This window comes from Caballeronia sp. LZ043 (assembly GCF_031451075.1).
Classification (GTDB): Bacteria; Pseudomonadota; Gammaproteobacteria; order Burkholderiales; family Burkholderiaceae; genus Caballeronia.
In genome coordinates, this window is record NZ_JARUXT010000001.1 from 128,931 (window position 1) to 143,466 (window position 14,536).

The window sequence follows — 14,536 nt, forward strand, 5'->3', positions numbered from 1 at the left end:
CGCGCGCGCCGAAAAGTCCGATTTCGCAGTGCGCGCGGTGCCGGGGGCGGCAGACATCACATCTTTTGGGGAGCGGAGACGCCGATCGTCGCGAGACCGTTCTCGAGCACCTGGCGGGTGGCGGCCAGCAGCGCGATGCGCGCGCTGCGTTCTTTCTCGTCGTCCACGAGCACGCGCTCCGCATTGTAGAACGAGTGAAATTCGCCGGCGAGATCGCGCAGATAGAAGGCCACCGCGTGCGGCGCGAGTTCGAGGGCCGCGTGCTGGAGCATGTCCGGGTACTCGGCGAGCTTGTTGAGCAGGGCCATGGCGCGGTCGCTCGACAGCGGCGAGAGATCGGCTTGCGCGGCTTGCGACAGGTCGCCGGCGTAGCGTTCCTTCCAGTCGTTGAGGATCGTGCAGATGCGCGCGTGCGCGTACTGCACGTAGTAGACCGGATTCTCGTCGTTCTGCTTGAGCGCGAGATCGATGTCGAAGACGAACTCGGTGTCTGCCTTGCGCGAGATCAGGAAGAAGCGCACGGCGTCGCGGCCGCGCCGGATCGTGGCTTCGTCGATCTGGTCCGGCGCGGTCTCGTGGCCCGGCGCGAGACCGCCGGACCATTCGATCAGGTCGCGCACCGTCACATAGCTGCCCGCGCGCTTGGAGATCTTCACTTCCTCGCCGTCGCGCATGACGGTCACCATCTTGTGCAGCACGTAGTCGGGATAGCCCTTCGGAATGCCGACGCCCAGTCCCTGCAGACCCGCGCGCACGCGCGCGATGGTGCCGTGATGGTCCGAGCCCTGCACGTTGATGACCTTCGTGAACCCGCGCTGCCACTTGGTCACGTGATAGGCGACGTCCGGCACGAAGTACGTATAGGTGCCGTCGGACTTCTTCATGACGCGGTCCTTGTCGTCGCCGTCGTCGGTGGTGCGCAGCCACAGCGCGCCGTCCTGCTCGTAGGTCTTGCCGGCGTCGATGAGCGCCGCGACCGTCTGCTCGACGCGCCCTTCCTTGTACAGCGACGACTCCAGATAGAACTGGTCGAACTTCACGCCGAACGCGGTCAGATCCATGTCCTGCTCGTGGCGCAGATACGCGACCGCGAAGTGACGGATGGCTTCGAGGTCTTCGACGTCGCCCTTGCCCTTCACCGGATCGCCGTCCTTCGCCGCGACGGTTTCGCCCGCCAGATAGTCGCGCGCGATGTCGGCGATGTACTCGCCGTTGTAGGCTGCGTCTGGCCATTCCGCGTCGCCCGGCTTGAGGCCGCGCGCGCGCAGCTGCGTGGAGATGGCGAGATTGTTGATCTGCACGCCCGCGTCGTTGTAGTAGAACTCGCGGTGCACGTCGTAGCCCTGCGTGCCGAGGAGGTTGGAGAGCGCGTCGCCGAGCGCCGCCTGACGGCCATGGCCGACGTGCAGCGGCCCGGTGGGATTCGCCGAAACGAACTCGATCAGCACGCGCCGGCCGGCGTCGCGGGTGGAGCGGCCATAGGCGGCGGCTTCATCCAGCACGGCCGGGATCACGGCTTGCTTCGCCGTCGCGGCAAGACGCAGATTGATGAAGCCGGGACCCGCGACTTCCGCGCTCTCGACCAGCCCTTGGGCCAGCTCGGCGCCGAGCAAGGCATCGACGATCTGCTGCGCAAGCTGGCGCGGATTGGCGCGCAACGGCTTGGCGAGCTGCATCGCGACGTTCGAGGCGACGTCGCCGTGCGCGGCGACCTTCGGCCGTTCGAGCACGATGGCCGGCGCGACGAAGGCCGCTTCGCTGGCGCCCTGGGTGGCTTGCGCGACCTGCTTGACCGCGTCGGTGAGGAGCGTTTCGAGAGTGTGTTTGTGTGCGGGCAGCATGCTGAAAGTGATCCAGTGGAGCGGGTCCGGAAGGGTGCGGCGTCGTGACAATGAACCGCGGGCGAACCGCGCGTTCGCGATCCGTGATGCGGGCGGCGCCGCTTGCCATGTTCATCGCTCAGCGCAACCTTCGGTCACGCGCGGAGCGGCAGTTGGCCCGGTTTTAACCCTATGAAGTGGGGATTTTAGCAGGTGCTAATATGTCGAATCAGGGTGTTGTCACGTTGTCAGGGAGACCGGCTCATCGGCGCGCTGCTTGCAAACCGCCTTCTTGCAAACCGCCTATAACCCAACATAAAGCAAAGGACCATGCCATGCTGATCACATTCAAATCACCCGCCGCACCGGACGTCATGATGCTGGAGAACCTGGCGGAATACCTGCTCGGCATCATCGGGAAACAGCTCACGGAGCGCGGCGTCATCACGCACGAGGACTTGCCCTCGGCCATCGAGAAGCTCGAAGCCGCAGTCAGCAGCGACAAGAAAGAACGCGCCGAGCACGACGGCCACTTTCATGAAGGCGAGGAAGGCCACGAGCCGCATGAAATTCCCATCGGACTGGCGCAACGTGCGTATCCGTTCCTCGACATGATGCGGCTCGCGCAGAAGGACGGCAAAGATATTCTCTGGGGCGTCTGAACGCGCTTATCCGCGTTTGACTCAGCGCTTGTTCATGCGCTGAAAGCGAAAAACCCGCATCGCGTGATGAACGATGCGGGTTTTTTTCCAACGGGTGCTTCTGCTGCGTCGAACGGTTATCGTCGCGTCGATGCCGGCTTACTGCGACTGCCCGTTGGTCGCCGACTTGGGCTTCCTCGGCTTCTTGGGCTTCTTCTTGTGCTCGGTCTGCGGCGGCGAATACGAAGATGCGGTCGTGCTGCTGGCAGGCTGCGCGAAGGCAACCGGACTCGACGCGAGAACGGCGGCTGCGATCGCTAGGGTGGCGGCGGACGTCAGCTTTTTCATGCGACTTTCTCCGAGACGAAGTATGCGTGTCCGTCGTCGTGACGGCGTATCGCAGCGACAGTCTACGGAAAGACAAAATTTCCCGCCGATAGCCTGCCGCTTTTTCGCGCCTTTTTCCCTTTATAACGCCGCGCGTATGGTTTTTCGCCACACGCTGCGTGCAAGTCCGACTGGTCAGCCGCGCGGCTGGACGCTAGTTCAGCGCTGCGGCGCGAGCGCCCGTTCGGCTTCGGTCAACGGCATGTTCATGCGCTGTGCATAGCTCGCCAGCTGATCGTCGCCGATCTTTCCGACCGAAAAATACGTGCTGTCCGGATGCGCCAGATAGAACCCGGACACGCTGGCGGCAGGCGTCATCGCCAGCGATTCGGTCAGCTCCATGCCGATCTCGTCCGCCTGCAGCACGTCGAACATGGCGCGCTTGACGAGGTGATCCGGGCACGCCGGATAGCCCGGCGCCGGCCGGATGCCGACATACTTCTCGGCGATCAGCGCGTCGTTGTCGAGCGCCTCGTTCTGCGCATAGCCCCACAGTTCACGCCGCACGCGCGCGTGCAGCGCTTCGGCGAAGGCTTCGGCGAAGCGGTCGGCGAGCGCCTTCAGCATGATCGCGCTGTAGTCGTCATGATCGGCCTCGAACTGTCGTTCCTTTTTGTCGACGCCCAGGCCCGCCGTCACCGCGAACAGGCCGATGTAGTCCTTCACGCCCGAATCCTTCGGCGCGATGAAGTCGGCAAGCGAGCGGTTCGGACGCATCACGCCGTCCACCACCGGACGCACGCTCTGCTGGCGCAGATTGCGCCAGGTCATCGCGACCTGCGTGCGGGATTCGTCGGTGTAGATCTCGATGTCGTCGTCGTTCACCGTGTTCGCGGGCAGCAGCGAAATCACGCCGTTCGCCGTCAGCCAGCGGCCCTGGATGAGGCGCGAGAGCATCGACTTGCCGTCGGAGAACACGCGCCGCGCCGACTCGCCGACGATCTCGTCGTTCAGGATCGCCGGATACGGACCCGCGAGGTCCCAGGTCTGGAAGAACGGACCCCAGTCGATATAGTTCGCCAGCTCGGCCAGATCGTAGTTGCGGATCACGCGGCGGCCGATGAAGCTCGGCTTCTTCGGCGTGTACGCGCTCCAGTCAATCTTCGTGCGGTTGGCGCGCGCTTCGTCGTAGGTGACCATCGGCTGCGCTTTCTTGTTCGCGTGCTGGGTGCGGATGCGGTCGTAGTCGCTCTTCAAATCGTCGAGATACTTCGCCGCGCCTTCGTCCGACAGCAGGCTCGACGCCACCGACACCGAGCGCGACGCGTCCGGCACATACACCACCGGGCCTTCGTAATGCGGCGCGATCTTCACGGCGGTGTGCACGCGCGACGTCGTTGCGCCGCCGATCAGAAGCGGCGTCTGCTTGCCGCGGAAATAGTCGTCGCGCTGCATTTCGGCGGCGACGTAGGCCATTTCCTCGAGACTCGGCGTGATCAGCCCCGACAGCCCGATGATGTCCGCGCCTTCTTCCTTGGCCTTCTGCAGGATGGTCGCGCAGGGCACCATCACGCCCATGTTGACCACCTCGAAGTTGTTGCACTGGAGCACGACGGAGACGATGTTCTTGCCGATGTCGTGCACGTCGCCCTTCACGGTCGCGATGACGATCTTGCCCTTCGAGCGCACGTCGGCGCCGGCTTCGGCGAGCCGCTGCTTCTCTTCCTCGATGAACGGAATCAGATGCGCGACGGCCTGCTTCATCACGCGCGCCGACTTCACCACTTGCGGCAGGAACATCTTGCCCTGGCCGAACAGGTCGCCGACGATGTTCATGCCGTCCATCAGCGGCCCTTCGATCACGTTGATCGGGCGGCCGCCGGCGGCGTCGATCTTCTGCCGGACTTCTTCCGTATCCTCGACGATGAAATTCGTGATGCCGTGCACCAGCGCGTGCGACAACCGCGCCTCGACCCGCTGGTTGCGCCACTCGAGGTTCTCTTCCTTCTTCGCCGCGCCGGTCTTGAACTTGTCGGCGATTTCGAGCAGCCGGTCGGTGCCGTCTTCGCGGCGGTTCAGCACCACGTCTTCCACGCGGTCGCGCAGTTCGGCGTCGAGATCGGCATACACGCCCAGCTGGCCCGCGTTGACGATGCCCATGTCCATGCCCGCCTGGATGGCGTGATACAGGAACACCGTGTGGATCGCCTCGCGCACCGGATCGTTGCCGCGGAACGAGAACGACACGTTCGACACCCCGCCGCTCACCTTCGCATACGGCAGGTTCTGCTTGATCCAGCGCGTCGCGTTGATGAAATCGACCGCGTAGTTGTTGTGCTCCTCGATGCCGGTCGCGATGGCGAAGATGTTCGGATCGAAGATGATGTCTTCCGGCTCGAAGCCCGCTTCGTTCACCAGGATGTCGTACGAGCGCTTGCAGATCTCGGTCTTGCGCTGGAAGGTGTCGGCCTGGCCGTGCTCGTCGAAGGCCATCACGACCGACGCCGCGCCGTAGCGGCGGATCAGCTTCGCGTGATGCAGGAACTGCTCCTTGCCTTCCTTGAGCGAGATGGAATTGACGATGGCCTTGCCCTGCACGCACTTGAGGCCCGCCTCGATCACCTCCCACTTCGACGAGTCGATCATGATCGGCACGCGCGCGATGTCGGGCTCCGACGCGATCAGATTCAGGAAGCGCACCATGGCGGCTTTCGAATCGAGCATCGCCTCGTCCATGTTGATGTCGATGACCTGCGCGCCGTTTTCCACCTGCTGGCGCGCGACGGCCAGCGCCTCGTCGAACTGGCCGTTCAGGATCATGCGCGCGAACGCCTTCGAGCCGGTCACGTTGGTGCGCTCGCCGACGTTGATGAAGAGCGAACCCTCGTTGACGTTGAACGGCTCGAGGCCGGAAAGACGCATCGTGTGATCGGTCATGGTGTGCGGGGTCGTATGAGTTTCGGTGTCAGGCTGCGTCGCGATACTGCGACGGAAACGCGCGCGGCTTCACGTCGGCGAGCGCCTTCGCGATCTCGGCGATGTGTTCCGGCGTCGTGCCGCAACAGCCGCCCGCGAGGTTCACGAGGCCGGCGGAAGCGAACTCCTTCAGCAGGCCGGAGGTCACGTCCGGGGTTTCGTCGAAGCCGGTGTCGCTCATCGGATTCGGCAGGCCGGCGTTCGGATAGCAGGACACATAGGTATCGCACAGCTTCGAGAGCTCGGCGATATACGGCCGCATCAACGCCGCGCCGAGCGCGCAGTTCAGGCCGAAGGTCAGCGGCTTCGCATGACGCAGCGAATTCCAGAAGGCCTCGACCGTCTGGCCGGACAGGATGCGGCCCGAGGCGTCGGTGACGGTGCCCGAGATCATGATGGGCAGCAGCTCGCCGGTGTCGTCGAACAGCTGGTCCAGCGCGAACAGCGCGGCCTTGGCGTTCAGCGTGTCGAAGATGGTTTCGACCAGGAACAGGTCGCAGCCCGCGTCGAGCAGCGCCTTGGCCTGTTCGTAGTACGCGTCGCGCAGTTCGTCGAAGGTGACGTTGCGGGCGCCGGGATCGTTCACGTCCGGCGAGATGCTTGCGGTCTTGGGCGTCGGTCCGATCGCGCCCGCGACGAAGCGCGGCTTGTCCGGCGTCGAGTAACGGTTGCAGGCTTCGCGCGCAAGCTTCGCCGATTCGACGTTCATCTCGGCGGCGAGCTTTTCCATGCCGTAGTCGGCCTGCGCGACGCTCGTCGCGCCGAAGGTGTTCGTCTCGATGATGTCCGCGCCCGCCGCCAGATACTGCTCGTGAATCTCGCGGATCACCTGCGGCTGCGTGAGCGACAGCAACTCGTTGTTGCCCTTGATGTCGCGGTCGTAGTCCTTGAAGCGCTCGCCGCGATAGGCGGCTTCGTCGAGCTTGTAGCGCTGGATCATCGTGCCCATCGCGCCGTCCAGGATCAGGATGCGCTTCTGCAGCAGTTCGGGCAGCACTGCGCCGCGCGTGTAGGCGCGCGCGGTGGTTGGAATGGCGTTCTGGGTCATGACGGACGAGGCCTGCACCAATGGGGAGAGCCTGACATTGTAGCGGCAGCGCGGGGCGGCCGCCCCGGCGCGCCGCGCGCCTGGCGGGGCAGGCCGGGGCATTGTCGGCAAAAAAAGAACCCCGCCGGTTGCGTGTTGCGGGCGGGGTCTTCGGGGAGACGAGTGTCACCGGAGCCGCATGACCGTGCGGCGGCGGGCGCGGCCGGCGCGATGCCGGCACGCGCGAACGGCGCATCAGTGAAGCACGACGGGCTGGTTCATCAACATGTCGAACTGGCCAAGGAATTCGTCCACGTCCTCGAGCGACGGTTCTTCCTCGATCAGCTTCTGCACGGTCTCGCGAAACTTGGCGGCGAGCGCGCCGTCGATGAAGATCTCGCGCTGCGTGTTTTTGTCGACGATCTCGTAACCGCCGGCGCGCATCGCGAGGTGATTGTCCTGCGGCGGAAACTCGACGACGCAATAATTGGGGCTGTTGTAGATCATTTGCATGGCGACACTCCTTATTCCTTGATTGCTCCTGCAGCCTGAACCTTAAGTGGAGCGAGAGAGTGGGAATTCAAGGGGTGGCCCCGATGTGATGCCGTGGTATCGAGGCGTTCTTTTGCAGCAGCTACGGTAAGAATCACGCGGAATCGCGTAGGAAATTTCCTAGAAGCGCGCTGAAACGTTGCGATTCCTCGACTGGCGTGAGGTGCGCGGCGTCGAGTGTTTCGAATTGCGCGTCCGGGATCGTGTCCGCGATCACTCTGGAAGCAGCAGGTGTCGTGCCAACATCGCCTGAACCCGCGATAACCAGTGTTCGTTTCGCTACGGATGATAATCCCTCGCGGGCGTCGAAACCGCTGACTGCCTCGGCGGCCCGTGCGAAACCCTCGGCTGGCGTACGCGCAATGGTTTCCGCGATCGGCTCGACGACTTCAGGATGGGCTTTCCGAAACCCGGGCGTGAGCCAGCGCTCGAGCGTCGCTTCCACGATACTCGCGGTGCCGTTTTCGCGCACGGACGCTGCCCGTTGCGCGAAGACGGGGCGGGCGTCGTCGGGAATGAAGGCGGGGGCGCCGGCCACGGTCAGCGTGGCGACCTTGTCCGGGTGACGGATGGCCAGCTTCTGCGCGACCATTCCGCCGATCGACAGCCCCACTACATGCGCCGACGGCGCGCCGAGCCGGTCGAGCAGCTCGGCCAGGTCGTCGGCGAGATCGTCGATGGTGAAGCTGTCGGGTGATGCCGTGGTTTCGCCGTGGCCGCGCAGGTCATAGCGCAGCACGGTGAAATCGTTGCGGAAATATCCGGCCATCTGATCCCAGACGGACAGATCGCCCGCCAGTTGATGAATGAAGACGATCCATGGGCCGCCTCCTTCGTTGTCGAGAACATAGCGGGTGTCGATGCGATTGATGGTCAACTGCATATCGGCTCCGTCAAGACTGCGGTTTGCGATGTTGTCGAAAGACTGCGCTTTGCTGCGTTCGATGCCTGCGCGCGGAGTGTCGATGTCACGGCGTGTTACGGCCCCCGAACCGCGAACGTTACGTCGGCGTTACGGCTTGGCCGCATCCCGGGCGTCCGGCGCGGATTCCTCTGACGCATCCGGCGTGCCCGCATCGCTGCCTTGATCCGCGGCGGCGGGCGCCGCGAGCTTGCCGGCCCATAGCAGTTCCAGCTGCATGCCGTTCGGCTCGGTTTGCAGAATCCGCACGGGCAGCCAGCCAATCGACGGCGCGAGCCAGATGTCGAGCTTGCGGCGGTCGCCTTCCTTGCGCGGCAGGCGGGTGAAATGGCGGGCGTTGGTGAAACCGCCGCGGGTCTGCACGGTTTCGTCACCGACGGTTTCGATGGACCAGATCTCGCTGCTGTCGTTGTCCGCGACGCTGAATTGCCGGGTCACGCCCGGCTTGTACCGGTCCGGCGCGCCGCGCACGAGGCTCGACAACTGCATGACGACGCTGAAACGGTCCTGCGCGCCGTCGGCGAGCGGCTGCGCTTGCGGCGTTTTGGTGTAGACGATCTGCTTCGTTTCGCGATTGAAAATGGCGACGTCGGCGGCGCGGCGGCCGCGCTGCTCGGAGTACTGCTCCGGCGCGATGCCGAAGCCATCGATATGGCCTTTGCTCGAATACACATACGGACCGACGAAAGGCAGCGGAATCGAGACGACCATCTCGTAATGCGGACCGTCGTGGGTCCAGTGGATCGTGCCGGTCTGATTCATCATGCCGTTCACAAGCGTGTCATAGCGCAGCTCGCCGCTGGGCGGAACGTTGAACGTGTCGCCCGAGGCGGGGGCCTGCGCGGCTTGTGCTGACTGCGAGGCCGATGCCGGCGCGGGCGCCGCCGGTTGCGCGAGACCCGACGCGGCGGCCGGCGCCGAGGCCGCCACGCCCGATGCAGCGGCGGGCGCATCGGGTTGCGGTGTCGCCGCGCTCAGGATCGGTGCGGCAGGTGGCGCGGCGGGCGCGGGCTTCGGCGCGGGGGCGACGGGCTTCGGAACGGGTGCGGGCTTGGGCGCGGGCGCCGGCGCAACCGGTTTCGGCGTGAGCAATTCGATCTGCACCGGCGGCGTCTCCGGCGGCGGATTCTCGGGCTGCCGGTTCCGCTCGAACCATCGCACCGCGCTCCAGTGCAGTCCCGCGACGATCAGCACGGCCAGCGCCCAGCGTCCCCAGCGGCGCGGCGCGGCGGACTGCGGGGCGGCATCGGACGGCTCGCCGGCGTTCGGGCGAGGGCGGCGGAACGGAAAGAATGGCATCGGGCGAAGGGTAAGGCGCGCGTATGACAGTCAACGCACAGTCAACGCAACAAGAAACGCGAAAGGACTACGACACGCGCGACGGAACCGATGTTCCTGCGCCCGTGCCGTAAGCGCACTCAGCGTTCGCCTTCCTTGTACCCCAGTTCGTACGACAGACTGCGGGCGCAGTCGCGCAGCGCGGTATCGATTTCACCGCCCCAGTGCGTGTCGAAAGCGCCTTCGTGCCCCAGCGCGATGAGGCCCAGCGCGAGTTCGCCGGTGGCGTTGAACACCGGCGTGCAGAACGCGTGGATGGTCGGCAGCAGCATGCCTTCGACGCGCGCCGCGCCGTGCTCACGCACCTGGGCCAGCAGCGGCTCGACATCGGCGAGGCGCTGCTTCGAGGCGGCGAGTTCGCGCTCGAGCATCGGCTGCGTCTTGCTGCGCGGCAGGTACGCGGCGAACAGCAGGCCGGTGGCGGACGACAGCAGCGGCATCACGTCGCCGAGCTTGAGCGACGCTTTCGCCGGATGGCTCGATTCCATCCAGTGCACGACCGTCGGCCCCTGATTGCCCCACACCGCGATGCCGACCGTCTGATCCAGCCGGTCGCGCAGTTCCGCGAGCGCGATCCGCGCGAGCCGCACGCCGTCCACGCGCGCGAGCCGCGCCAGACCCATTTGCAGCGCGAAGCCGCCAAGTTCGTAGCGCCCCGACACCGGATCCTGCGACGCCACGCCCAGCCGCACGAAACTCACGAGATAGCGATGCGCCTTCGCCGGACTCATGCCGGCGCGCTGCGCGAGATCGCGCAGCATCATCGCGCGGGGTTCGTTGGTGAGCACGTCGAGCAGACGGAAGCCCACCTCGATCGACTGAATGCCGGAGCGCGTCTTCTCTTCGGCGGTGTCGGGATCGCTGACGTCGAGCGTGTCGTCGTCGTCGGGCGCGGCGGAGCGGGTCGATGGCATGAATAACAAACGCAGGGAGAGCGCGGCGTTGGGGATTCACCATCGTAAAATACATTTCCCCCAACGTCATCCACGTCACTTCCCGCTCTATGAAACTCGCCACGCTGAAGGACGGCACGCGCGACGGCCAGCTCGTCGTCGTTTCGCGCGATCTGCGCACGGCGGCCATCGCCGACGGAATCGTCTCCACGCTGCAGCGCGCGCTCGACGACTGGACTTTCTACGCGCCGCAACTGCTCGACCTGTACGAGGCGCTGAACCTCGGCCGTGCGCGCAACACTTTCCCGTTCGATCCCAAAGCCTGCATGGCGCCGCTGCCGCGCGCGTTCCAGTGGGCCGACGGCTCGTCGTACGTGAATCACGTCGAACTCGTGCGCCGTGCGCGCAACGCCGAAATGCCGCCCGAGTTCTGGACCGATCCGCTGATGTACCAGGGCGGCAGCGACGACTTCATCGGCCCGGCGGACGACATCGTCTGCGCGACGGAATCGTATGGCATCGACTTCGAGGCCGAAGTCGCCGTGATCACGTCGGACGTCCACATGGCCGCGATGCCCGACGAAGCCCTGAAGAGCGTTCGTCTGCTGATGCTGGTGAACGACGTGTCGCTGCGCAATCTGATTCCCGCCGAACTCGCGAAGGGCTTCGGCTTCTTCCAGAGCAAGCCCGCGACCGCGTTCTCGCCGGTGGCCGTGACGCCCGACGAACTCGGCGATGCCTGGCGCGAGGGCCGCGTGCACCGGCCGATGACCGTGCACTGGAACGGCAAGAAAATCGGCCATCCGGATTGCGGCACGGACATGGTGTTCCACTTCGGCCAGCTGATCTCGCACGCCGCGAAGACGCGCAATCTGCGCGCGGGCGCGATCGTCGGCTCCGGCACGATCTCCAACAAGGACGCGACGCGCGGCTACTGCTGCATCGCCGAGAAGCGCTGCCTGGAGACCATCGAGCACGGCGCGCCGCAGACGGACTTCATGAAGTTCGGCGACAGCGTGAAGATCGAGATGTTCGACGCCGACGGCAAGTCGATCTTCGGCGCCATCGATCAGGCGGTGGTGCAGCCGGAACACTGAAGCGCCGCGCGCCGCAACGGGTTTCGCCCGATGCGGTGCGCGCGAGCCGCGCCTTACACTTTGCCGGGCTGCTTTCGCAGCGATCAGAACAAACAAGAAAAGGAGACTCGGATGGCGGCAGGCAAGTGGAAGTTTCTGGTGGGCGCGGCAATGACGCTGGCCGCGACGGCAGCCTCCGCGCAAAGTGCGCAGCACGTGAAGGTCGGCCTGGTGCTCTCGCTGACGGGGCCGGCCGCGTCGCTCGGGATTCCGGCGCGCGACACCGTCGCGCTGCTGCCGAAGGAGATGGGCGGCCGGCCGGTCGACTACATCGTCCTCGACGACGCGTCGGACACCACGCAGGCCGTGCAGAGCACCAAGAAGCTCATCAGCGAGGACCAGGTCGACGCGATCATCGGCTCGTCCATCACGCCGAACTCGCTCGCGATGATCGACGTCGTCGCGCAGGGACAGACGCCGATGATCTCGCTGGCGTCGTCGGCGAAGATCATCGAGCCCGTCGACGACAAGCGCCGCTGGGTCTTCAAGACGCCGCAGACCGACGCGATGATGGCCTCCGCCATCGCCGAACACGCGAGCAATCACGGCGTGAAGACGCTGGCCTACATCGGCCAGGCGGATGCGCTCGGCGAGACCTTCTATGCCGAAGTCGCGAAGTTCGCCGAACTGCACAAGATCCGCGTGGTCGCGAACGAGCGCTTCAACCGCACCGACCCGAGCGTGACCGGACAGATCCTCAAGATCCTCGCGACCAAGCCGGATGCGGTGGTGGTCGGCGCCGCCGGCACGCCGGCCGCGCTGCCGCCGAAGACGCTGGCGCAGCGCGGCTACAAGGGGCTGGTCTATCACAATCACGGCGTCGGCAACCGCGACTTCCTGCGCGTGTGCGGCGCGGATTGCAACGGCACCTTCCTGCCGACGAGCCCCGTGCTGGTCGCCGCGCAATTGCCGAACGATCATCCCGCGAAGCGCCTCGCGCTCGACTACATCAAACTGTACGAGGCGAAGCAGGGTGCGGGCACGGTGTCGGCGTTCGGCTCGTACACGTGGGACGCGGGCATGCTGCTGAACCGCGCAGTGCCCATCGCGATGAAGGCGGGTGCGCCCGGCACGCCGGCGTTCCGCAGCGCGCTGCGCGACGCGCTCGAAGGCACGAAGCAGTTCGCCGACACCAACGGGCAGGTCAACATGACGCCCAACGACCACATCGGCCTCGACCAGCGCGCGCGCGTGATGGTCGAGATTCGCGACGGCAAGTGGATCTACCAGCCGCGCTGACTCTTCATCTGACAGGATCATGAGCGACCTCTCCATGTACTCGGGCTATCGATCGCTCGAACTGCGCCGCCATCCGCACGGCGTGCTCGAAGTGGTGATGCCCGGCGCGGGCGCGAACAAGAGCGGCCTCTCCACCGCCGACGCCAACATGCATCGCGAACTCGCCGACATCTGGCGCGACATCGATCGCGATCCCGAGACGCGCGTCGCGCTGATCCGCGGCGAAGGCAAGGGCTTCTCGGCCGGCGGCGATCTCGGACTCGTCGAGGAGATGGCGAACGACTTCGACGTGCGCGCGCGCGTCTGGCGCGAGGCGCGCGATCTCGTGTACAACGTGATCAACTGCGGCAAGCCGATCGTCTCCGCGATGCACGGCCCGGCGGTCGGCGCGGGGCTGGTGGCGGGATTGCTGGCGGATATCTCGATCGCGTCGAAGTCGGCGCGCATCATCGACGGGCATACGCGGCTGGGCGTCGCGGCCGGCGATCACGCGGCGATCGTCTGGCCGCTCCTGTGCGGCATGGCGAAGGCCAAGTACTATCTGCTGCTGTGCGAGCCGGTGAGCGGCGAGGAAGCGGAGCGGATCGGGCTGGTGTCGCTCGCGGTGGACGAAAGCGAGCTGATGCCGAAGGCGATCGAAGTGGCGAACCGGCTGGCGCAGGGCTCGCAGACCGCGATCCGCTGGACCAAGTACGCGCTCAACAACTGGCTGCGCTCGGCCGGGCCGACCTTCGATACGTCGCTGGCGCTCGAATTCATGGGCTTCGCCGGTCCCGATGTGCACGAGGGCATGCGCTCGCTGCGCGAGCGGCGCGCGCCGGACTTTCCCGGCGGCGCGCCGTTCTGAGTCTGGGCGTTGAGCGCGAACACACACGCAAAACAAGGAGAGTCAAATGACCGATCATTCTGGCGGAACGCCGCCCTACACGATTCCCGGTTTTCCCGGATTCGGTCAGGCGGACATGATGGGCAAGATGTGGGAACTGATGCGCCTGAATCCGTTCGCCGCCGCGATGCCGGGCGGCGGGCAGGGCGTGGGACCTTCTCTCTCGATGATGTCGGACATGCTCGCGCCGCTCACGAATATCGAGGAACTCGACAAGCGCGTGACCGACATGCGCGCGGTCGAGCAATGGCTGAAGCTCAATCTCAACATGCTGCAGTCGGCGATCCAGGCGCTCGAAGTGCAGCGCGCGACGCTCGCCACCTTGCGTGCGTTCGGCGCGTACGCGCAGACGTCGGTGGAGAGCGCGCAGCAGGCGGCGGAACAGTCGCGCGGCGCCGCTGCCGGCTGGCCGATGGGCGGAGCGTCCGCCGCGAGATCCGAAACGCGGGCGCAGGAAGAAGCCGCGCCCCGGGCGCCCGCGGATGAAGAAGAGCCTCAGGACAAGGAATCGGCCGCGCCGCCGCCCGGCTTCGATCCGTCGGGCTGGTGGAATGTGCTGCAATCGCAGTTCAACCAGCTCGCGCATCTGGCAATGCTGCAGCCCGGCATGACGCCGCCGCCGGGTGCGGCGGGCGCGGGCTCGGGCGAGCCGCCCGCTACGGAAGCGGGCACGCAGGCGGCGGACGAGGAGCCGGCGTCGCCGGCCGCAGCGGCGAAGAAGCCGCCGGCGCGGAAAATCCCGCCCAGGAAGAAGCCTGCCTGAGTCCCCTGTAGTGGAC

Annotated in this window: 13 protein-coding genes; 5 read left to right on the forward strand and 8 right to left on the reverse strand. The window is 65.8% G+C overall.

Annotation, left to right across the window (positions count from 1 at the left end):
* Positions 1-56: 56 nt before the first annotated feature.
* Positions 57-1,841 carry an arginine--tRNA ligase gene (gene argS, locus QCE64_RS00630; RefSeq protein WP_309928921.1) on the reverse strand — a complete coding sequence of 595 codons (1,785 nt, stop codon included), beginning with the start codon at positions 1,839-1,841 and terminating at the stop codon, positions 57-59.
* 314 nt (positions 1,842-2,155) lie between these two features.
* Between argS and QCE64_RS00635 the strand changes: the two genes are divergently transcribed.
* On the forward strand, positions 2,156-2,482 hold the full coding sequence (locus QCE64_RS00635; RefSeq protein WP_310002432.1) for a DUF1840 domain-containing protein: 327 nt from the start codon (positions 2,156-2,158) through the stop codon (positions 2,480-2,482).
* Positions 2,483-2,620: 138 nt separating this feature from the next.
* Here QCE64_RS00635 and QCE64_RS00640 read toward each other — a convergent pair whose 3' ends face one another.
* The 7 genes from QCE64_RS00640 to QCE64_RS00670 form a co-directional block, all read right to left on the reverse strand.
* On the reverse strand, positions 2,621-2,809 hold the full coding sequence (locus QCE64_RS00640) for a hypothetical protein (RefSeq protein WP_309913344.1): 189 nt from the start codon (positions 2,807-2,809) through the stop codon (positions 2,621-2,623).
* Between the two features lie 198 nt (positions 2,810-3,007).
* A complete protein-coding gene (gene metH, locus QCE64_RS00645; protein ID WP_309928924.1) occupies positions 3,008-5,725 on the reverse strand; it encodes a methionine synthase in 2,718 nt (905 codons plus the stop codon).
* Between the two features lie 28 nt (positions 5,726-5,753).
* The gene (locus QCE64_RS00650) at positions 5,754-6,812 is read right to left on the reverse strand and encodes a homocysteine S-methyltransferase family protein (protein ID WP_309807036.1); all 1,059 of its coding nucleotides are present in this window, start codon (positions 6,810-6,812) and stop codon (positions 5,754-5,756) included.
* A gap of 234 nt (positions 6,813-7,046) precedes the next feature.
* A complete protein-coding gene (locus QCE64_RS00655; protein WP_309807037.1) occupies positions 7,047-7,304 on the reverse strand; it encodes a DUF3567 domain-containing protein in 258 nt (85 codons plus the stop codon).
* A 133-nt stretch (positions 7,305-7,437) separates the two neighbouring features.
* Positions 7,438-8,226 (reverse strand): alpha/beta fold hydrolase, encoded by a 789-nt coding sequence (locus QCE64_RS00660; RefSeq protein WP_310002433.1) that lies wholly within the window; start codon positions 8,224-8,226, stop codon positions 7,438-7,440.
* Positions 8,227-8,355: 129 nt separating this feature from the next.
* Positions 8,356-9,564, reverse strand: a complete 1,209-nt coding sequence (locus tag QCE64_RS00665; RefSeq protein WP_310002434.1) for a DUF3108 domain-containing protein — start codon at positions 9,562-9,564, stop codon at positions 8,356-8,358.
* 119 nt (positions 9,565-9,683) lie between these two features.
* Positions 9,684-10,517: an IclR family transcriptional regulator gene (locus QCE64_RS00670; protein WP_310002435.1), complete on the reverse strand. Its 834-nt coding sequence runs from the start codon at positions 10,515-10,517 to the stop codon at positions 9,684-9,686.
* Between the two features lie 89 nt (positions 10,518-10,606).
* On the opposite strand from QCE64_RS00670, the gene QCE64_RS00675 reads away from it, so the two are divergent.
* The 4 genes from QCE64_RS00675 (at position 10,607) to QCE64_RS00690 (ending at position 14,520) form a co-directional block, all read left to right on the forward strand.
* Positions 10,607-11,593 carry a fumarylacetoacetate hydrolase family protein gene (locus QCE64_RS00675; RefSeq protein ID WP_309913361.1) on the forward strand — a complete coding sequence of 329 codons (987 nt, stop codon included), beginning with the start codon at positions 10,607-10,609 and terminating at the stop codon, positions 11,591-11,593.
* 111 nt (positions 11,594-11,704) lie between these two features.
* The gene (locus tag QCE64_RS00680) at positions 11,705-12,871 is read left to right on the forward strand and encodes an ABC transporter substrate-binding protein (protein WP_310002436.1); all 1,167 of its coding nucleotides are present in this window, start codon (positions 11,705-11,707) and stop codon (positions 12,869-12,871) included.
* Positions 12,872-12,890: 19 nt separating this feature from the next.
* A complete protein-coding gene (locus tag QCE64_RS00685; RefSeq protein ID WP_309928933.1) occupies positions 12,891-13,718 on the forward strand; it encodes an enoyl-CoA hydratase/isomerase family protein in 828 nt (275 codons plus the stop codon).
* 46 nt (positions 13,719-13,764) lie between these two features.
* Positions 13,765-14,520 carry a PhaM family polyhydroxyalkanoate granule multifunctional regulatory protein gene (locus tag QCE64_RS00690; RefSeq protein WP_310002437.1) on the forward strand — a complete coding sequence of 252 codons (756 nt, stop codon included), beginning with the start codon at positions 13,765-13,767 and terminating at the stop codon, positions 14,518-14,520.
* Positions 14,521-14,536 lie beyond the last annotated feature (16 nt).